The organism is Campylobacter gracilis (assembly GCF_001190745.1).
In the GTDB taxonomy this organism is placed as follows: domain Bacteria; phylum Campylobacterota; class Campylobacteria; order Campylobacterales; family Campylobacteraceae; genus Campylobacter_B; species Campylobacter_B gracilis.
This window is the reverse complement of record NZ_CP012196.1, coordinates 1,032,505-1,052,103: the sequence shown is the minus strand read 5'-3', so window position 1 is coordinate 1,052,103 and position 19,599 is coordinate 1,032,505. Positions and strand designations below refer to the sequence as shown.

The window sequence follows — 19,599 nt, the reverse complement described above, 5'->3', positions numbered from 1 at the left end:
AGCTTTTTAAATTTAGATTCTTATCAGAACAAAATGTTATAATAGCTCTCGTGGAAGAGGTACGTGGCGGTTGTGCCCTCTCTTCCTTTTTAAAATTTCCTCGTAAAAACCAACTGATTTTCAATACTTTGCAAATTCTATTTTAGCTGCTGTTTCTATTCTTTCTCTTGAAATTTTTTATTAGTATAAGCTCTACCCTCTTTTTGAAACTCTTTGGCGGCGGGGTAGTCTTCACTCGCATTCTTTATAACATCTTCAAGCCACGATACCTTGCCAAGCGTTATGATCTGGCCGTTTTCTTTCTTGGCTATCAGGCGTAAATTCGAAAATTTCTGATCTTCCTCGTTTAAAATTTCTCTGCTATTATCATAAAAATATATCTCCTCGCAAAACGGAATCACTTTAGCGAGGTTATCGAAGCTCTGCGAATATCTACGTTCCAATATGGCTTCCTCTATGCTATGGCCGTTCTTTTGTGCCCTAATGGCTACTCTTTGCTTTGACAGATCAACGCTTTCAAGACCCACATAAAAGAGCGTTATCCTATAACCGGACGCTTTTGCAGCGCTTATAAATCTAACTATACCGCGGCCGCTTAGCGTAGTTTCTACATTAAAATCTATCCCCCGGCGCAGGTAAGACTCTCTAAGCTTGAGCGCTATTTTGCCGGCTCTATTTTGATCCTTTTTATTTTTCCAGTCTCCAAATTCCTTAACGATTTCGTCCGAATTAATTCTAGTGCCGTAAAAATAATCGCTCTCTAGTTGATTTATATAAAACGTCGACTTGCCTGCACCGTTTACGCCTGCGAAAATATATAAATTTTTCATAGCCCCTGTCCTTTAAACGCGAAGTTTAGCGCTTTTCGCAAGTTAAAAAATTTATCAAAAGTCGCTTTATAATTATCCATAAAGTCTTGCAAAACTGCATCGCTTTTAGCTCTTATGTCCTTTGCCTCTATCATCTCTTTGGGAAAGCTTTTGATCCTAGCACATATCGTCTCCGGCTCGCTCGCGCTCTTTTTGCTTAAATTTTTCATACTCTTTAGCAGATCCACATCACTATTTTTTATAATTGTGTATATATCAAAAATATCTCTGCTCTGCTCCCTTGATAATGCAAAATCGTATTTATTTACTAAAATGTTTTCGATATTATCCACCAAAAAGCCGTGTTTGCGGTCAAAATCCCCTATATGTTCCGTAACGTCATAAACTATATCGATCTTTAAATCTACGCCCGCATCCTTGACGATTAGACGCTTAAAATTTGAAGAATCTACCGCAATGTCGAATACGACGCCACTTTGTTTTAAAAATCTTACAAGCTTAACCATTTCGTCTTTAGCGGATACATCTTTAGCACCGGTAAATAGATCTATATCGTCCGAATATCTAGTGCCATCTAAAACAAATCTATGAAGTGCCGTTCCGCCCGTCAGATAAAGATAACAAGAGCTTTTGGCGAGCAAATTTAAAATTTTATCTTGCGCTAGGTATAGCTTATCGTAGTATTTTTTTAGTTCCATCTCATATCCCTTAGCTGATACGAGCTGTCGATATAGGCGTTTATTAAAGCATCCAGCCTCAATCTCGTTCTTTCTTTATTAAAATTTATAGGCTTATTTTGCCAATCTTTTAAAAATTCCACCACAAAGCGTTCATCCATAATGGCTAAATCCATCGTCATAAATTTAGAATTTTCCAAAATCGCGGAGAAAATTTTTCTAGCAAAAAATTTATTATGAATATTTTCTACTATATACTCGGGCGTATAATTCGTATTGCCCCAATAGCAAGTCTTTAGAATATTTTTTGCTATCGTGATTTGCTCATATTTGTTTAATTGCATGCTTATCTCCTTTACTCATCAGGCGTTAGGGCGCTTTTATTTGACGCATCTTTTTATCCTAATATAGTCTAAATCCTCTTTCTTTGGTATTTCCTTTACGGCAAAACCGCTAAAAAGCTGTTTAAATTCTTTGATTCTTTCATTATTTTCTATATCATCACTTAGCACTTCCTCATTATTGTTTGTAACATTTATATTATCTAACCTTTTAAAATCCTTAACTTTTTCAAACAACAACTTAGCTACATCTATTAGATCCTGACGCTCTTTTGGTATATTGAGCTCGAATTTTACAAATTCTTGTGTCTGCATAATACACCTTTATTTTAGATTCTTAATCTAGTCAAGGCTATGACTTCTTTGATTTCCTCATCTGCTGCGGTAATATGATCCGCCATGCCGATAAATTTTTTAGCATTTTTTACTTTGCTTTTAGTTTCATCATCAGATACCTCGCTGGTTTCGACTATACTCGCTCCTAAATTTAAAGCTTCGTTTAAGTCCTCAAGTATTTTTTTTGACGGCTTGTGATTGCTTTATCGATATGCTTATCATAGATAAATTCGTCGTTAGCTTTTTCATCGCCTCTCCTTAGAAAATATCTAAAATTCTTTTTAGCCTTTGCGTCGCCTAACGCCTAGACGGCTTTTTCCGCACTCGCCCTATGATGAGCCTTTGAATTTTTGCCTCTTTGATAGCAAGATCAAAATTTATGGCTTTACGGACGCGAACGCTCATTTAAAATATCCTTCGCGTTCAAATTCCTGTATACGATCTATAAGATTTTTCTCACCATCTTCACCATCAAGCCATTTCCATTCTTTCACATTATCACGAAAGAATTTTTGATTCAGTAAAAAAGCATGAGTAAATTTACCTAAATGAGGAAGATCCTGCTCGTCGTCTTCCTTGCAAAGATAGGTAAATTTATCTTTTTTTACTAGGTTACACTCCTGCGCAAATTTATCGATTATTTGATACACTCTAGCTAGATCACACCTACCTTCGCGTATAATTTTAGCCTCATCCATTACTATTTTGGTGCCAAGCATCTTCTACTCCTTTAATCTTTTTTATTTCCTTGAGCTTTGATAATCCCATTTAAATTTCCTTTGCTAGAAAGTATTACCAATAATATTACAATTTTTAGATTAACTTTGACCGCCCTATTACAGTCCCGCTTCGGCTCTTAGTCGCGCGGCATACATCTCGCGCAGGCGCGGTACGTATTTGCCGACTGTGCCGCCGCCGATCGCTCTACCGTCTGCTTTTACGATCGGCAGCACCATCAGCGTCGCCGCACTGATAAAGGCCTCATCGGCTTCATAAACCTCGCTCATTCCAAACGCTCGCTGCTGCACGCTAAGCCCCGCCTGCTCGGCAAGGCCTAAGATCACCTTGCGGCGGATGCCGGGCAGTATGTCGTTTGAAAGCGGCCGCGTGATAAGGACGTCATCTTTGATGATAAACGCGCTGGAGCTCGAACACTCGGTAACTAGCCCATCCTCGATCAAAAAGCACTCATAAGCGCCCGCCTTGTGGGCCTCGTGCTTTAAGATGCACTGTGCAAGAAGCGAGATCGATTTTATATCGCGCCTATGCCAGCGGATCTCGGGCAAGCTTACGATCTCAATCCCCTCTTTTGCGAGCGGATTATCAAAAATTTGCGTATGATACACAAAGGCAAAGACGCTAGGCTCTATGCCACGGACGTAGTCAAAATCGCGCATCGCCGCGCCTCTTGTGATCTGAGTATAGAAAGCGCCCTCGCTCACGCCGTTACGCGCGATGAGCTCATATAAAATTTCCTCATATTTTTCGCGAGAATATGGAATTTTTAGCTCGATCTGCGCGGCGCTGCGCTCAAAGCGCTCCCAAAAATCCGCTCTGTCGCAAATTTTAGAATTTACCACGGGCGCTACTTCATAGATGCCGTCTCCGAGCACAAAACCGCGATCAAAAGGGCTTATCGCGGCTTCTTTGGCCTTGCAAAACTTGCCGTTAATATAAACTATCTCGTCGCCGCTCATTCCGCTGATTTCAAACATAATCGCTCCTTGAAATTTCGCATCATTTTATCTTATAACAATTTAATTTAAGATATAATGCCGCAAAAATCGAAGGAACTCCGATGGATAAATCAAATTTTAAAGATAGGCTTTTAGAAATTATGTTTCATGTGTCGCATAAACCCGTGCTTTTCCGTGATCTGCTCGAAGCCAACGCCGAGTTTAACGACGGAATGCTCGTCGATCCTTCGAAGCTAAATTTTAAATTTAAATACGGCAAATCCTACGTGATCTTCGCCTGCTTCGCATTTGTCTGCGTAATGTTTTTGATAACGCTGACACACGCGATGTTTGAAAAGATCGACTTTCACTTCTCCATTTTATTTACGATCATAGCGACGTCGGCGGTTTTTATCGGATTTGATTGCTTTAAAGCGTGGGCTAGAAAAAAGCTAACCCACGAGCTCATCAAACGAGCTTGGGCGAACCATTTCCTCTACTTTCCTTACGAAAAATACAGCCGCATAGTCGAAAATATCTACAACGAAGCGCTCAAAAATGACGTGCCTAGACGCGAGCTAGAACAATACGTGCTAAGCAAAATCGTAGAAGTCGGCGAAAAATAGTTTTAAAATACCGCAAAATTCTATAACGCAAAAAAGCATTACGATCCAAGCAAATTTTAAAATTTTATTGCGAAATATGCGGCACGTAGGCAAGACGTAAAATTACGGCTCGAAAAGCAAGCGGCACGATGGATGAATTCCAATATTAAAATTCTATGCCGATACTGCAAAACTGCGCCGTAAATTACGATAGATAAATTTTAATTAAAGTCTATACTTTCCTGCGCGACATTTCGCTACGGCCAAATTTCACTTCATAAAATTTTATCTATCGCTTCTTAAATTATAAATCTCGTTCGCTTACTACCGATTTAGCAATCCGTATTATGTAATTGAAGTTATGTTTAACTATTTTAGGGTAAAATCACGCAATATCTAAGAGATAATATTAAAATTTAAGAAAAGGATAGTTTATGAAGCTACTTTTTTGCATTATTTTTACGCTTTGCAGCGGTGTTTTTGCGGGCAGTTTGGAGCAGATCAGATCTGCCGGAGTCGTTAAAATCGGTGTTCGTGATGGTAGGCCGCCTTTTAGTGATGAAAAAAGTGGTAATTTCGAAGGCTTTGAAATCAACCTTGCAGACGCTATAGCTAAGAGCATATTCGGTGATAAGCGCGGTAGAGTCGAGTTCGTCCCTTTAAACGCCAGCGATAGGATCTCTGCATTACAAAACGATAAGGTAGATCTTGCAGTCGCGACCATCACGATAACGCAAGATAGAAAAAGGCAAATCGACTTTTCTTATCCATATTTTTCGATGAGCTTGGGAGTTTTGACACGTAAAAGCGACGGCATCAAAAGCATAGACGATCTTTCAAACAAAAAAGTCTTAGTAGAGGGTAACGGTACTACGGCAGAAAATTTTTTGTATAAAAATAAAATTCACAATCTAATCCATTGCTCCATTACTACCGAATGCTACGATATGCTTAAACAAGGCAAAGCTGATGCTTACGTTAACGATAATCTCATCGTGCTAGCTTATTCCATTATCGACGACAATTTAGAAGTAGCAATCCAAAATCTAGGCAATCCGGAATTCTTAGGCATCGGAGTGCGCAAAGGCAATACTGAATTGCTTGATCTGATAAATAAAGAGCTGGTTGCGCTTAGTAAACAAGGCTTTTTCGAACGTTCTTATGATGAAACTTTCAAGCCATTTTATCAAGGTGCTGCAGATAAAAAATATTTCTTACTAGATGGGCTCTATGCCATATTTTAGGACGGAATTTAGCAGTGTTTTATCTAACGCCTTCGACTAAAATGTCATTTATTATAAGCGGATAATATGCGAAATCCCATTTTAAGGACATAAAATGAAACTACTTTTTATAGCGGCTCTATTTTGTGCGGCGCTTTTTGCCGATAGCCTAGATCAAATCAGACAAAACGGCGTCATTCGCATCGGAGTGCGAGATGCTCATCCGCCGCTTTGCGAGTCTAATGGCGGCAAATTTGAAGGATTTGAGATCGATCTTGCAAACGCTATTGCTAAAGAAATTTTCGGCAAAAAAGAGGGCAAAATCGAGTTTATCCCACTAAGCGTAAATGATAGAATTCCATTTTTAGAGGCAAACAAGCTTGATTTGGTGATCGGTCTATTTAGCATCACCAACGAACGAAAAAGAAAAATCGATTTCTCCCTCCCCTACCTCTCCGTAAATTTAGGCGTATTAACCCGCAAAGCCGACGCTTTTACCGATATCGCACAGCTTCATGATAAAAAGATCGTATTCGAAGGCGACGCGACGGTGGCGGAGAGATTTTTCAAAAACAAAGGATTTAAAAATTTGGGCCATTGCGCTTCGGCTAAGGAATGCTACGAAATGATTCGAAATGGCGATGCGGACGGCTATATAAATGATAATCTCATCGTGCTTGCATATTCCGTCATCGATGATACTTTGGAAGTGCCGTTTAAAAACCTAGGCCCTAGCGATTTCATCGGCATCGGCGTGCAGAAAGACAACAAGGAACTACTTGATTTCGTCAATGCAGAGCTCATCAAGCTAAGCAAAGAGGGCTTTTTCAAAAAGGCCTACGAGCAGAGCTTTGATCCATTCTATCGCGGTACAGCAGATAAGAAATATTTTCTGCTAGATGGAATTTATAATATGCTCTAAGAGCTTGCTTTAAATTTTTAAGTTCGGCTTTTAAAATTTTAGCAAATAAAATTTCCTGCTTCATTTGAAAGCGGAAAAGAGATTAAATTTAAGGATTTGCCATGAAATTGCTTCTTGCAATGTTGCTACCATTTATCGTTGCTTTCGCCGATAGTTTGGAACAGATCAGATCAAAAGGCGTCGTTCGCATCGGCGTTTACGACGGACAGCCTCCTTTTAGCGAGCTAAACGATGGGACTTTCGAGGGTTTTGAAGTTACAATGGCACAGGCCATAGCAAATGATCTTTTCGGCGAAAAAGGCGGCAGAATCGAGCTTGTGCCGATGAAGGTCGAGGATAGAATTCCAGCATTAGTAAACAACCGCGTAGATATCGTTATCGCTACGATTACCATTACGCCTGAACGCGCGCAGCAGATCGATTTTTCAACACCGTATTTTTCAGTAAATCTTGGAGTTTTAACCCGCAAAGCCGATAGAATAAAATCCTTAGCCGATCTGCGAGAGAAGAGAATTTTGCTCGAAAGCGGCGGTACGGGCGAGGCGTTTTTTAAACAAGAAGGCTTTGGAAATTTTACATTTTGCAAGATCGCTAGAGAGTGCTACCGCATGCTAAAAGACGGCGACGTGGACGCCTACGCGACCGATAATCTCATCGCAATGGCATATCCGGTAGTCGATAGCGAGGTAGAAGTACCGCTTAAAACTCTAGGCAAGCCCGATTTCATGGGCATTGGCGTACAGAAGGGCAATAAAGAGCTACTAGACTTCGTCAATGCAGAGCTTATAAAGCTAAGCAAAGAAGGTTTTTTTGAAAAGGCATACGAAGGGACTTTTAACCCATTTTATCACGGCGCTGCGGATAAAAGATATTTCTTGCTAGATGGAATTTACAGCTTCTTGTAGGATTTGTGGCTTATTTTAAAATTTATCACGTAAATTTTATCTCCTGCTTGCTATACTTTAGCGCTTGCGGCGGGGATCACGTAAAATTTTATCGCGCAATCTTGCTTGTTTAAATTTTTCAAAAAAGCTTTTTCGCGGGCGAAACGGCATTTATATAAAATTCCGCTCGTTTAAAATTTATCTTGCATAAATTCTACCGCAGCTTGAAATTACCAGAATTAATTTAGCTCAGATTTTTATTATTTCAAATTTTACTAAAAATCTCTTTACTAGAATTTTTTTACCACTTGCAATCCGCTCAAAATACCCCCCCCCCACTAAAAAAAGGTTAAATTTTTCAGCCAGGAATTTATTCTGCACAAAGAGTAAATTTTTATTACTTAAAATTACAAATGCAGCCCCCCTCTGTAAAAAACCGATCGGTGATTTTCATATTGCAAACTGATCTATTTTTATGTATAATCGCAAACTTTACGAATTTCAAAGGATCAATATATGAAAAAATCCATCTGCTCCTCTATGCTTAGCCTCGCAGCGGTGCTCGCACTAGCGCCCGCACAAGCGCTTTGCAATTCAGATTCTAATCCGCCGCTTATCCATACTCACAACAACCTCTATTCGGCGGGATTTAGCGGCAATACTAGCGGCAGCGGTAGCACCAGCCCGAACGGCAATATTACGACGATTACGGGCGTTGCAAGTGGTGGAACGGATTACTCCGGCAGTGTGATTTACGGCGGAGGAAGCGGCGACGGGATCGCTGGCTTTACCGAGTTAAACTCTGCTTCCAATAATAGGCTTACGATTAGAGGCACAAACGCCTATGTAGGTATCGCAATAGGCGCCGAAGCTAAGGGCGTATCGGATAATTACGTGAGCTTGGAAAACGGCTCTAAGGTAAATTTGGTCGTGGGCGGGCAAGGCATAGCGGCGTCTAAAACGGGCAACGAAGGCGAAGCGACGCGGAATCAGGTTTTTGTAAAATACGGCGCCGAAATCACGGGAAATGCCGATAACTTCGGCGGTAGCTCAAATAGACATTATAATATCATCGGCGGCAGAAGTGGAGCGGATAAAAGAGCCTCCTCTAACGCCGTAACGATCGACGGAGGCACTATCGGCAACAGCTCCGTTACAAATGTAATCGTAGGCGGCATAGTAAGCGGCGGCGGTGATGCCCTATCAAATAGAATAACTATCAAAGGCGGCACGTTTAGAGGGGGCTTCGATATATTCGGCGCTCAATCTTCCACGGGAAAAAGCAGCTCTAATAGCGTCAATATAACGGTGCCTTATTACGGCAGCACAAATACTATCACTCTAAATGGAAGCGGTAGAATTTGGGGCGCAGCGGGCGGAAGTGGAAACTCTAGCGCAAACTCCGTATCCATAAACGCAAGACTAAAAGCGCAGAATTACCAAGTAGTAGGCGGCCAAGCAAATAGCGCTAGCGCAATGAGCGCAAATCGCGTAGAGATCAATAACGACGATGCGATCGTAGGCAGCGTCACGGGCTCTTTGGGCGGCGCCTCAAGCTCGCGAAGCGTAGTTGATATTTTAAAAGGCACCGTAAAGGACGATGTTGCAGCAGCAAACGGCATCGCAGGCGAATCGGACGGCGATAGAGTTACTCTAGGGGCATTCGATTCTAATAAAGGCGTGCACATCGGAGGCAATGTCTACGGCGCACGCGCGGGAAGCGTCAAAAATGCAGTCGTTTATATCAATAAAGAAAGAACGACGATAGCAGGAGACGTCTTTGCAGGCTACGCTACAAGCGGCAGCGTCGAGAATAGCAACGTAAATTTTAGAGGCGGCACGATAAACGGCACGATCTACGGCAGCAATAAGCCTACGGATAAAACCAATACATTGCATATAGAAAATTGGGTCGGCGGCGGTGTGAAAAAAGCCAAGGACATTAAAAATTTCGGCTCTATAAATTTTCACGATCTATATTCCACTACCGAGGCCGATGCGCCGCTTACTCTAACCACTGGCGGCAATACGAATTTAAACGGCACAAAGATAGAGGGTATAAAATCAGATCTTGGCGAAGGAAAGTACTATCTGATCCACAACTCTGGTGGCGGCACGATCACCAGAGCCGCGCAAACCGTGCAAGATAATCAAATTTACACGATTACCGACAAAGACCACTATCAAATCACCGGCACCACGATCGAAGTCGAAAACAATAAGAATTTAATCATGCAAAAGGGCACTCTAACTCGCTCTTGGATAGACCCCAACTTCGATCAAAGCGAGCTAATGCAAAATCAAAATTCCAACAAGGCTGCGGGTGCTACTGAGCTATTCGGCAATAAGGGCAACACCGTAATCGTAAAAGAGGCTGCAGGCAATCTAGGCGGCAAAAACATAAGCTCGGGCAGAGACGACGCTACCGACGGAAGCAATAGCATCCACGATAACCACGCCAAGATCAAGGGCGGAAGCAGCATAGGCGAGATCGACGGCGGGTATTCAAATTCCGCTACCCCGCAAGAAATTTATAATAACCACGTAACTTTCGAAGCAAGCGGAATAGACGTGGGGTATGTAAATGCGGGCATCACTCATAGTAGTAGCGGCGGCGGAAACGTCCACGACAATAGCGTAACTACGAATGCTACAATAATCCGTAATAGCATTTATGGCGGCAATACTAGCAACGGAGAAGCCAAATCCAATATCGTAACTATAAACAACGGCAGCGTAGGAGCAATGGCGGTAGGCGGCAAGGGAAACAGCGCGATTTCCAACACCATAACTCTTAACTCGGTAAACGTAGGCGGAAGCGTATACGGCGGAAAGGCTAGCGGCACCGCCTCCTCCAACACTGTAAATTTAAACGGCAACACGCAAGTCGCCGGCAACGTCTATGCAGCGGAAGCCGCTAGCGGCAGCGACAACGTAGTAAATTTCAGAGGCGGCAGCGTAGCAGGCACGATATACGGAGTATCTAGCGCAAACGCTAGTAATTCGGGCAACAGCTTAAATATCCTATCTTCAAACTCAGGCAATGGCCTAAATGCAGGGAATTTTGCAAATTTCAATAAATTGGAATTTAACTTAGCTTCTCTTAGCGAGATTGAAAACGATACTTCATCAAGTACCAAAAGAGCTTTAAATTTAACGGGTCCCGGCAATACCGATCTAAGCGGTACCGATATATTCGTAAACTCCGCAAGCGAATTTAACGCTTTAAATAATGCAAGCTATCCAGATGGCGACAATAAGAAATATACCCTTGCCTATAAAAGCGGAGGCGGTAAATTTACCGGATATGATCCGCGCTTTAAAGACAAGGGCTACGTAACTCAGCTAAATAAAAACTATGTCATAAAGGACGCCAATACCTTTAGCAGAAACATAGGCGGTATGCATATAAGCGAGGATGAGCGGGAGCTTTATATCCAAAAGCTTATTAAGACTAACGAGAGCATAAATGGGGATTTCGATGCAGATGAGCTACGGAAGTATCTTGGTGCCGGCGGTCTTAACGGAAATAACATAGATATAGGCAAAGCGGGGGAGGATAAGAATTTTAACGCTAGAAATATCCACGCAGCAGGCGCAAATAATACGTTAAATTTTATCAGCGGTCATAATGTAGGCGTAATAAGCGCAAACGGTAACGGCAACACCCTTAACATAGGAGCTAGCAATAGCTCTCCTGCGGCAGTAAATTCCTTAAGCGCTAAAAATATTAGCGGCTTTGACAGGTTAAATTTCTTCCTTCCCAGCTCTATTAGAGCAGGCGATAGTGTACTTACTCTAAGCGATCCTACCGCTAACACAGATCTAAGCAACGTAAGCAATATCACGGCTTATATCAGCGGAGTAAGCGGCCCGTTAAGTCCAAGCAGCGAGATTCATCTAATCAATAAGCAAGGAAGCGGCAGCCTTATAGCTCCTAACGCAGCCAATATGCACGCAACGCTAAATGTAGGAGTAAGCCTAAGCTATAGCCCTAAAATTTATCAAAGCGGCAATTATCTAAATTTAGGATTTGATGCTTCCTCGGCTCCTAGCGCGCGCGTAAATTATAATACCAAATCCTTCGCAGAAACTCGTGCCGCAAGCTTGGCTAGCTTAAAGAGCGGAAGCGAGTTAATTACCAACTACCTAGATAAGCTAATACCTGATGGTCATTTAGAGCTATTTCCTTTTGCTATAAGCGAAGCTTATGATCTAAGGTATGAGACAGGCTCGCACGTAAATTCCAAAGGCTATGGCGTTGCAGCAGGACTTGCTAGCTTAACTGAGAATTTCGCAGGAGATATCTTAAGCGGAGTATTCGTTGAATATGGAAGAGCAAACTACGATAGCTACTTAGATAATGGCCTACATGCAGACGGAGATAGCGAGTATATAGGCGGAGGCTTGATGCTAAAGCAAAACTTTACTAGTGGTACCTATCTAGATGCAAGCTTTCACGTAGGTAAGATAAGCAGCGACTACAATAGTAACGACTGGACCTATGCCATAGCTCCTGGAGTATTAGCTCATAATGAGAAGTTTGATATAAGCTCAACCTATATGGCTACTCATATAGGAATAGGTCAGATCTTTGATCTAAGCCAAAGAAACAAGCTAGACGTTTATACTAAATGGCTATATGCTTACACGGATGATGCAGATGCTACTATAAGCTCTGGTGAGAGATATCACTTTGATAGCATTACATCTAATAGAGTAAGAGCTGGTCTTAGAGATACTATAAATCTAAAAGATGAGCATAACCTATACTTTGGAGGCGCATACGAGTATGAGTTTAGCGGAGATGCCAAAGCATCTACTATGGGACTTGACGCTCCTAAGCCTAGCCTAAAAGGTTCAACCGGAGTATTTGAAGCGGGCTATAAGTATGAGAGCAAGAACCTTATCTTTAACCTAGGAGGCAAGGGCTACGTAGGCAAAACAAGAGGCGGTGCTATCAATGCAGGGTTTGAGGTGATGTTCTAAATTTTAAGGGGCAAGCAAGCTCTAACTCACACATCTATAAAATCAAATCCTATACTTAAAATTTCAGGGGCGGGAGATTTCTCGCCCCTTTTTAAATTTAGACACTACGCACTAGATAAATTTCATAGCTTCGCTCTTATGCGATAACGATCTTATTAAACGCGCTGTATCCGCCCGCGTAAAATTTACCGCAAGCGCCACAAGACGATTCATAAAATTCTATGCTTTCTATGCCGCTTTAAAATTTTGCGATACGAAATTTCAAATTTAAAATTTACGGCAAAAGTGCAATCAAATGAGTGAAAGCGGAGCCTTGCGAATGAATGCCGAATCTCGCTAGTAAGAGTAGAGTCTCAAGCAAAGATGAAATTTCAAAGCAAGAGCAGAATTTCACGACAAAAATCGAAGCGGGCAAAATTTAATCACAAAATTCCGCCGCCCATATGCTCCCTACTTTTTCGTAATTTTATAAAGCAAATTTCCGATACTTTGGATTATCTGCACGAGCACGATCAGGATCACGACGGTGTATGCCATTATATCGGGGCGGAAGCGCTGAAAGCCATAGCGGATCGCCACGTCGCCGAGCCCGCCGCCGCCGACCGTGCCAGCCATCGCCGTAAATCCGATGATGACGATGAGCGTCAGAGTAATCGCACCGATAATACTAGGTAGCGCCTCGACGAACATTACGCGAAAGATTATCTGCGTCTTGCTCGCACCGAAGCTCTTCGCCGCCTCGATCACGCCGCCATCAACCTCCAGCAGCGCACTTTCGATGAGCCGCGCGATAAAGGGCGCCGAGCCGATAGTAAGCGGCACGATCGCCGCGGTGGTGCCGATGCTAGTGCCGACAAGAAGCTTCGTAAGTGGAAAGAGCACGATCAGCAAAATTATAAACGGAAAGCTTCGTAGCGTGTTTATCACGACGTCCAGCACGGCGTAAACGATGCGGTTTTCGCAAAGCCCGCCGCGGCGCGTAAGGATAAGCACGATCGCGAGCACGAGCCCCAAAATAAACGCCAAAGCCGTGCTTACGAAGGTCATATACAGCGTCTCCAGCGTCGCGTTTAGTAACAGCTTCGGAATCACTCCGCTAAAAAAATTTTGTATCCACTCTATCATTTATGTCCTTTCCTTTTGTGCCTATTTGCGCTATATCGGGCTTTTGCGCCGCTTTTAAAAATTTTTGAAATTTTAAATTTTCGCTGCAGCAAATTTTACACCTTAAAATTTTAGCCCTCGCGCGGCGGTAAATTTTATGAAATTTTACCGCTTCGAGCCCGTAAATTTAAATAAAATTCCGTCTAAATTTAACGCGCGACCGACCTTTAAAATCAAAGCTAAATTTTAAAATTTCAAATCCACGCGAAATTTCGCTCCACGCCCTCAAAAAATTTCAAATTTCTTAAATAGCTCTGGCTCATCCTGCACGATGCCGCGCTCTATGAGGCTTACTACGACTTCGCGGCTACAGAGCGTCTCCTGCGGCCACCGGCGCGTATAGCCCTCCCACTCGTGCTTGCTCGTAGCGTCTATGCAGATGCGATCGTCCTGCGTCACAAACACGTCGCGCAGCGCATCGATGCTATTTACGATGCGCCAAACGCTCATGTAGAGGTTGCTCGCGTCGTTTCTCGCATCGGTAAAAATCAAAATTTTAAAATTCTCGCTAAATTTCAAAAGCCGACGCCAGCTCCGCTCTACGAACTCTTTTTTGTCTATGTTTATTAGCACGAGCGGGTTTTTCGTATCGCAAAAGTGCTGCTTAAGCGCCAAAATAGCGGGTTCTTCGCTCTGAAATTTAGCTAGCAGCTCCTCATCGCTTAAAATTTGCGGCGGCGGCGAGCTTAGATCAACCGTCGCATCGATACCGAGCTTGCCGCCGAAGCAGGAGTTCGGGCTTGCGTGATCGAGCTGATCGCACACACCCTCGCTAAAAACGAGGCTGTGCGCGCCTATGCGGTTTAGGACGTACTTCGTAAGCGCTTCGTACTCATCCAAGCTCGGCGCGTCCTGCGGCACGAAAACGGCGTGTTTGACGAAGCTCATCTGCCCCACGCCCCAAAACGCATGCATGATCTGCTTAGCCGCAGCGGGGTAGCGCACGGCGATCTTAGCCAAAATCAGGTTGTGAAATACGCCGTTTTCGGGCATTTTATAGTCAATCAGATCGGGCGCGCTCGTGCGAAACAGCGGCAAAAAGATCCGCTCGGTCGCGTACCCCATAAATTTATCCTCAAGCGGTGGCTTACCCACGACGGTGGCGTGAAATACGGGCGCGCGCTTGTGCGTGATCGCGCTAACCTCCATCACAGGGAAGGGCTCTACCGGCGTGTAATATCCCGTGTGATCGCCGAAAGGCCCCTCCGGCTCGCTTATGGCGGGATCGACAAAACCCTCGATCACATAGTCCGCGCCCTCCGGAACGTAAATTTCATTCGTAAGCGATTTTACGAGGCGAGCGGGGCTACGGCGGATGAAGCCGTAAAGCAGCAGCTCAAAAAACCCCTTCGGTAGCGGCGCCTGACCGCACCAGATATAGAGCGGATCGCCGCCGATTGCCACGGATACGGGCATCTTGCGCCCCGCTTTGCGGTATTCGTCGAAAAAGCCAGCGCCGTCTTTATGGATCTGCCAGTGCATCCCCAAGCGGTCGCGCCCGTAAATTTGCAGGCGGTACATGCCCAGATTTTGCGTTTGAGAGTTCAGATCCTTCGTATAAACCTGCCCCATCGTGATGAACTCGCCGCCATCACCCTCCCAGGTCTTAAGAACGGGAAGCTCGCCTAAATCGACGTCAGCGCCCAGATGCGCGACATGTTGGCACTCGCCGCGGCCGCTAAGGCGCTTTACAAAAATTTTACGAAGCGAGATTAAGTGCGCTAAAAAATCAATTTTTTCGCTAAAGTTTTGCGGACGCTTCGGCTTTAGCAGGCTCTCAATCTCGGCGGCGATCTCGTCAGGTTCGCGACCGAGGATTAAATTTAGCGCAGAAGATGAGCCGAAAATATTGCTTAGCACCGGCGGCATCTGTTTGCCCTGCGCATTTCGTACGTTCGTAAAAAGCAGCGCCTGTGAGCGCTCTCTTTTTACCTCGATGTAGCTTGCGTGCGCTATCTCAAGCTCGGTGCCGATCTGCTCCTTTACCTCGCGCAATAGCCCGTTTTCGTAAAGCCTCTTTATCCAAAAATTTCCGTTTAAAATTTCATCAAAGCTCTGCATCCGCTGCCTTTAAAAAAATAGATTTTTTTCTTGCGGTTTTTGATTTAGAAGCTGCAAGATCGCGCTCTTTTCCGCAAAAACCAGCGCGTAGTGAAACTCGGGCAGGCTCTTTAGCGCGCTTAGTTTATTGAAGCGAAAGTCGATCTTGACGCCGTCTAGGCGATCCTCCCAGCTAGCGCAGACGATAATTTTTTCGCGGAATTTCGCCCGCAAAAACTCCGCTTCGCGCGCAAAAAGCTCAGGATCGCTTTCGGCGATAAAGGCGCGATAGCTTCCGCCAAGCGAGCTAACGTTAAAAAATCTATCCACAAAAATCGGCTCGAAATGACCGAATGCGCTTAAGCTTTGAAATTTAAAGGGTATGTTTTTGCGCGAGAGATACTCGATCACGCCGCATAGCTCGGGCAAAAACAGCTGCGGAAAGATTAAATTTGAATAATAAAGCCCGCCGAAAACGAAGCTGCTGTAAAATATCGAGCCGCCGTAAAGCAGCCTAAAATCGTCGCTCGCAGGAACCCGAACGGGCGAGATGCCAAGGCTTTGCAAAAGCTCGCTGTCGGTGGTGAAGTAGGTATTTTTCTCTTTGGCATTCAGCAGGCTGATAAAAAGCTCGCCCTTGCTGCGCGGCGCAAACATCAAATTTTTCGGCACGCTCGTGTAGCGCAGGATCTCGCTTTGCACCTCGTTTATCAGCACGAAGCCGTGCCGCCACGTCTCGCCCAGAAATTTTATCAGTCGCACTAGCGCCGAGCATAAATTTTCAACCTTGATAAAGGCAATCTCGTCGTTAAGCGGCTTGAAATTATTATCGAAAATGATCGCGTACGCGCCGTTATCGATCGCGGTGCGCACGTCGCGCTCGTTTGCGCCGAGTGCTATGAAAGCGCTCTTTTTCGCGACCTTTGCGGGCTCGATCGCAAAGCTCTCGACAGCGGAGATCGCGGGATTATTTAGCATCGTTCCGTTTACGATACGGGTTAAATTTAATAAATTTACCATTACGATTTCCCTACGGCGGAGCTTTTAGGAAGCGCGCTCTTTGCGGCGCGGCGCGACTGCTTTGCAGTAGATGCGGAGGTTGCGCCGAGCGCAGCAGCATCTTTTGCGGCGATTACAGCAAGTGCAGTAGTGTTTTTTGCAGTGCGGCGAGATTTTACGTTCTGCGCCATACTTTTGGCGGGCGCTACTTTTGTGCTAGCTGCGGAAATTTTATTTCGTACAGCGTTTTTTACGGATGCGGATTTGGCTACGGAGGCTGATTTTGCGGTAGATATAGAGGCTACACTTGCTGCGATATTTTTGGTGGTCGATGCGGTTTTTGCAATAGGTGCAGGTTTTTTAGCGAGCGGAGATCTTTTTGCGGGCGCGCTTTTTGTCGCTACGTCTCTTTTGGCAGAGGTACTTTTGGAAAGCGAGGCGTCCTTTTTAGCGTTCGCACTAGAAACACCTGCCGTGCGCTTTCTGCGCGGTGCGGCGCTTGCATTAGAGCTCTCGCCATCCGCGCTTGCACGCTTTTTCGTGCGCTCATCCGTAAGTTTGTCGGTGCGTGAAAATAAGCGCACGACCGCGCGCGCGCCGAGTTTTGCACATTTTAAAGCGGCGAACTTCGACAACTCGCAAACGCCTAGAGTTAAAATTTTACGCGCCGCAAATTCCAAAACTACGGGCGCACCGAGCTTCAGCGCTAAGGGTGCCGCGCATACAAGCCCGCCCGCGCCGATCTTTGCGGCAAGGGAGGAATCGCGGCAAAGGTTTAAAATTTTATCCGAAGCCCCGCTTTTTTGCGCGCAAAGCCCAACCGCACCGCAGATAGCGAGCTTCGAAGCCTTGCGCGCTAGAGCCTTCATCGCTAACCTACGATCGCGCCGTTTTTTACGGGCGCAAGAGTGCTAAGCAGCGTAAGGCTGCCATCCTCGGCGCTTAAAATCATACCCTCGCTGCTATGTTTAAAAATTTTAGCGGGTTTTAAATTTGCCAGCACGCAGATCTGCTTGCCGATAAGCGCGGCGGGATCGTAAAATTTCGCGATACCGCTGATGATTTGACGCGGCCTCTCCTCGCCCAAATCGATCATAAATCGCAACAACTTCTCGCTGCCCTCTATGTTTTCGCACTCCAAAATCGTGCCGACTTTGATAACGCATTTCTTAAAATCATCTATTTTGATTTGAGCTTCGGTTGCCTCGCCTTGGGCTTCTTGCGCCGTAGCGCTCGAACCGGTAACGTTTGCGTTTAAGCTTGGCGCGCCTTTTGCGGCAGCGTCTGCGCCCGAACAGCTTGCAGAATTTGCAGCGCCATCCAGTCTATCGTAGTCCGCCTTCGGCATTAGCTCGTGATCGATCTTGGTAAAAAGCGGCTCGCACGGCTTAGCCTTAAAATCTAAAATTTCGCCGCGAAGCACTAGCTTTTCATAAAGCGGAGTGGATATTTCAAAGCCCAGCGTGTCTGCGATACGAGCCGCCGTCTTCGGCATCGCAGGACTTAGCAGTACGGCGACTTTAGCCAAAATGTTTGCGACCAATGCGACGAGAGCCAACGCCTTAGCCTGCTCGCCGTTTTTAATCAAATTCCACGGCTCGTATTTCGCGATCGAAGCGTTTGCGAGCGCAAGCGCCCTCCAAAGCTCCTCTAAATATCTATTGGTAGCAACCTCCTCAAGCGCGCTAATTGCGGCGCTCAGATAGGAGTTTGCTTCCTTGATCTCGGCGGTGAAAAATTTCATCACGTCTTTGGAATTTATGACGTAATCCGAGTATTTTGCGCTCATGCCGACGATGCGGCTGAGTAGATTTCCAAGCTCGTTGGCAAGCTCGGAATTTACGCGGTTGATGATCGCTTTTTGCGAAAAATCGCCGTCTTGACCGAACGGTACCTCGCGCAGCAAAAAATACCTAAACTGCTCCAGCCCGTAGGCGTTTGCGACCTCGCGCGGATCCACGACGTTGCCAAGGCTCTTGCTCATCTTTTTGCCGTCGCGCGTCCACCAGCCGTGAGCTGCGATGCTGCGTGGCATATTTAGTCCCAGGCTCATCAAAAACGCAGGCCAATAAACGGCGTGAAAGCGCAAAATATCCTTGCCCACGATGTGCAGCGCGTCGCTCCAATACTCCATCCGCTCGCCGCCCGCGCAAAATCCAAGCGAGCTAAGATAATCCATTAGCGCGTCCAGCCAGACGTAAATCACGTGCTTCGGATCGTTCAGCTCGGGCGGAATTTTAACGCCCCAATCAAAGCCCGTTCGCGTGATCGAAAGATCCTTCAGTCCGCTTTTTACGAAGCTTATGACCTCGTTTTTTTTGCCTAGTGGCAGGATGCACTTTTCGTCTTCATACCATTTCAAAAGCCGCTCTGCATAGGCGCTAAGTCTGAAAAAATAACTCTCCTCTTTTAAAATTTTAGTCTTTTTGCCGCAGTCGGGGCAATACTCGCCGTCGATTAGCTGAGCGGAAGGAAAAAAACTCTCGCAGCTTACGCAATAGTTGCCTTCGTATTCGCCCTTATAAATGTCGCCCTTTTCATACATCTTGCGAAATACGTTTTGCACCGCCGCCTCATGCGCGGCATCGGTAGTGCGCGAAAACATATCATAGCTGATGTCAAACTCGTCCCACAGGTCTTTAAATTTAGCGCTTACGCCGTCTGCGTACTGCTTTGGGCTCTGAGCGTGCTTAGCTGCGGCCTCCTCGATCTTTTGACCGTGCTCGTCGGTGCCCGTTTTAAAAAACACCTCGTGTCCTTGCAGGCGGTAAAATCTAGCCATCGTATCGGCGATGATCGTCGTATATGCGTGACCGATGTGCGGGACGTCGTTTACGTAATAAATCGGCGTCATTATGTATTTTTTCATTATTCTCCTTGCGCTTACTTAAATTTGACTAAAAATTTTATTAG

16 protein-coding genes are annotated in these 19,599 nt (G+C 45.0%); 5 read left to right on the top strand and 11 right to left on the bottom strand.

Annotation, left to right across the window (positions count from 1 at the left end; translation table 11 throughout):
* Nucleotides 1-155 precede the first annotated feature (155 nt).
* The 6 genes from CGRAC_RS05315 to CGRAC_RS05290 form a co-directional block, all read right to left on the bottom strand.
* Nucleotides 156-830: an AAA family ATPase gene (locus tag CGRAC_RS05315; RefSeq protein ID WP_005870733.1), complete on the bottom strand. Its 675-nt coding sequence runs from the start codon at nt 828-830 to the stop codon at nt 156-158.
* On the bottom strand, nt 827-1,528 hold the full coding sequence (locus tag CGRAC_RS05310) for a nucleotidyl transferase AbiEii/AbiGii toxin family protein (RefSeq protein ID WP_005870735.1): 702 nt from the start codon (nt 1,526-1,528) through the stop codon (nt 827-829). The genes CGRAC_RS05315 and CGRAC_RS05310 overlap by 4 nt, the downstream gene beginning before the upstream one ends.
* Entirely contained in the window at nt 1,519-1,851 is a 333-nt protein-coding gene (locus tag CGRAC_RS05305) for a hypothetical protein (RefSeq protein ID WP_005870737.1), read from the bottom strand. The genes CGRAC_RS05310 and CGRAC_RS05305 overlap by 10 nt, the downstream gene beginning before the upstream one ends.
* Before the next feature lie 36 nt (nt 1,852-1,887).
* A complete protein-coding gene (locus CGRAC_RS05300; RefSeq protein ID WP_040303724.1) occupies nt 1,888-2,163 on the bottom strand; it encodes a hypothetical protein in 276 nt (91 codons plus the stop codon).
* 422 nt (nt 2,164-2,585) lie between these two features.
* Nucleotides 2,586-2,903, bottom strand: coding sequence for a hypothetical protein (locus CGRAC_RS05295; RefSeq protein ID WP_005870739.1), 318 nt, complete (start codon nt 2,901-2,903; stop codon nt 2,586-2,588).
* A gap of 117 nt (nt 2,904-3,020) precedes the next feature.
* Nucleotides 3,021-3,899 (bottom strand): aminotransferase class IV, encoded by an 879-nt coding sequence (locus CGRAC_RS05290; protein ID WP_005870740.1) that lies wholly within the window; start codon nt 3,897-3,899, stop codon nt 3,021-3,023.
* Nucleotides 3,900-3,982: 83 nt separating this feature from the next.
* On the opposite strand from CGRAC_RS05290, the gene CGRAC_RS05285 reads away from it, so the two are divergent.
* From CGRAC_RS05285 to CGRAC_RS05265, 5 genes are all read left to right on the top strand, one after another.
* The gene (locus CGRAC_RS05285) at nt 3,983-4,486 is read left to right on the top strand and encodes a hypothetical protein (protein WP_005870741.1); all 504 of its coding nucleotides are present in this window, start codon (nt 3,983-3,985) and stop codon (nt 4,484-4,486) included.
* 413 nt (nt 4,487-4,899) lie between these two features.
* Nucleotides 4,900-5,709 carry a transporter substrate-binding domain-containing protein gene (locus tag CGRAC_RS05280; protein WP_005870743.1) on the top strand — a complete coding sequence of 270 codons (810 nt, stop codon included), beginning with the start codon at nt 4,900-4,902 and terminating at the stop codon, nt 5,707-5,709.
* A 94-nt stretch (nt 5,710-5,803) separates the two neighbouring features.
* Nucleotides 5,804-6,610, top strand: a complete 807-nt coding sequence (locus CGRAC_RS05275) for a transporter substrate-binding domain-containing protein (RefSeq protein ID WP_005870745.1) — start codon at nt 5,804-5,806, stop codon at nt 6,608-6,610.
* A 101-nt stretch (nt 6,611-6,711) separates the two neighbouring features.
* The gene (locus CGRAC_RS05270) at nt 6,712-7,515 is read left to right on the top strand and encodes a transporter substrate-binding domain-containing protein (RefSeq protein WP_005870746.1); all 804 of its coding nucleotides are present in this window, start codon (nt 6,712-6,714) and stop codon (nt 7,513-7,515) included.
* 495 nt (nt 7,516-8,010) lie between these two features.
* Nucleotides 8,011-12,483 (top strand): autotransporter outer membrane beta-barrel domain-containing protein, encoded by a 4,473-nt coding sequence (locus CGRAC_RS05265; RefSeq protein WP_050346322.1) that lies wholly within the window; start codon nt 8,011-8,013, stop codon nt 12,481-12,483.
* Nucleotides 12,484-12,933: 450 nt separating this feature from the next.
* Here CGRAC_RS05265 and CGRAC_RS05260 read toward each other — a convergent pair whose 3' ends face one another.
* The 5 genes from CGRAC_RS05260 to metG form a co-directional block, all read right to left on the bottom strand.
* Nucleotides 12,934-13,608, bottom strand: a complete 675-nt coding sequence (locus CGRAC_RS05260) for a methionine ABC transporter permease (RefSeq protein WP_050346321.1) — start codon at nt 13,606-13,608, stop codon at nt 12,934-12,936.
* Nucleotides 13,609-13,872: 264 nt separating this feature from the next.
* On the bottom strand, nt 13,873-15,708 hold the full coding sequence (locus tag CGRAC_RS05255; protein ID WP_005871615.1) for a menaquinone biosynthesis decarboxylase: 1,836 nt from the start codon (nt 15,706-15,708) through the stop codon (nt 13,873-13,875).
* 9 nt (nt 15,709-15,717) lie between these two features.
* On the bottom strand, nt 15,718-16,707 hold the full coding sequence (locus CGRAC_RS05250; RefSeq protein WP_005871617.1) for a hypothetical protein: 990 nt from the start codon (nt 16,705-16,707) through the stop codon (nt 15,718-15,720).
* Nucleotides 16,707-17,555 carry a hypothetical protein gene (locus CGRAC_RS05245; RefSeq protein ID WP_040304043.1) on the bottom strand — a complete coding sequence of 283 codons (849 nt, stop codon included), beginning with the start codon at nt 17,553-17,555 and terminating at the stop codon, nt 16,707-16,709. The genes CGRAC_RS05250 and CGRAC_RS05245 overlap by 1 nt, the downstream gene beginning before the upstream one ends.
* Nucleotides 17,556-17,557: 2 nt before the next feature.
* On the bottom strand, nt 17,558-19,555 hold the full coding sequence (gene metG / locus CGRAC_RS05240; RefSeq protein ID WP_005871623.1) for a methionine--tRNA ligase: 1,998 nt from the start codon (nt 19,553-19,555) through the stop codon (nt 17,558-17,560).
* Nucleotides 19,556-19,599: the final 44 nt, after the last annotated feature.

Coding starts and splice junctions, on each gene's coding strand:
- CGRAC_RS05260 (WP_050346321.1), bottom strand. CDS start 13,608: ATGATAGAGTGGATACAAAATTTTTTTAGCGGAGTGATTCCGAAGCTG.
- CGRAC_RS05275 (WP_005870745.1), top strand. CDS start 5,804: ATGAAACTACTTTTTATAGCGGCTCTATTTTGTGCGGCGCTTTTTGCC.
- CGRAC_RS05245 (WP_040304043.1), bottom strand. CDS start 17,555: ATGAAGGCTCTAGCGCGCAAGGCTTCGAAGCTCGCTATCTGCGGTGCG.
- CGRAC_RS05300 (WP_040303724.1), bottom strand. CDS start 2,163: ATGCAGACACAAGAATTTGTAAAATTCGAGCTCAATATACCAAAAGAG.
- CGRAC_RS05315 (WP_005870733.1), bottom strand. CDS start 830: ATGAAAAATTTATATATTTTCGCAGGCGTAAACGGTGCAGGCAAGTCG.
- CGRAC_RS05305 (WP_005870737.1), bottom strand. CDS start 1,851: ATGCAATTAAACAAATATGAGCAAATCACGATAGCAAAAAATATTCTA.
- CGRAC_RS05250 (WP_005871617.1), bottom strand. CDS start 16,707: ATGGTAAATTTATTAAATTTAACCCGTATCGTAAACGGAACGATGCTA.
- CGRAC_RS05270 (WP_005870746.1), top strand. CDS start 6,712: ATGAAATTGCTTCTTGCAATGTTGCTACCATTTATCGTTGCTTTCGCC.
- CGRAC_RS05280 (WP_005870743.1), top strand. CDS start 4,900: ATGAAGCTACTTTTTTGCATTATTTTTACGCTTTGCAGCGGTGTTTTT.
- CGRAC_RS05295 (WP_005870739.1), bottom strand. CDS start 2,903: ATGCTTGGCACCAAAATAGTAATGGATGAGGCTAAAATTATACGCGAA.
- CGRAC_RS05310 (WP_005870735.1), bottom strand. CDS start 1,528: ATGGAACTAAAAAAATACTACGATAAGCTATACCTAGCGCAAGATAAA.
- CGRAC_RS05255 (WP_005871615.1), bottom strand. CDS start 15,708: ATGCAGAGCTTTGATGAAATTTTAAACGGAAATTTTTGGATAAAGAGG.
- CGRAC_RS05285 (WP_005870741.1), top strand. CDS start 3,983: ATGGATAAATCAAATTTTAAAGATAGGCTTTTAGAAATTATGTTTCAT.
- metG (WP_005871623.1), bottom strand. CDS start 19,555: ATGAAAAAATACATAATGACGCCGATTTATTACGTAAACGACGTCCCG.
- CGRAC_RS05290 (WP_005870740.1), bottom strand. CDS start 3,899: ATGTTTGAAATCAGCGGAATGAGCGGCGACGAGATAGTTTATATTAAC.
- CGRAC_RS05265 (WP_050346322.1), top strand. CDS start 8,011: ATGAAAAAATCCATCTGCTCCTCTATGCTTAGCCTCGCAGCGGTGCTC.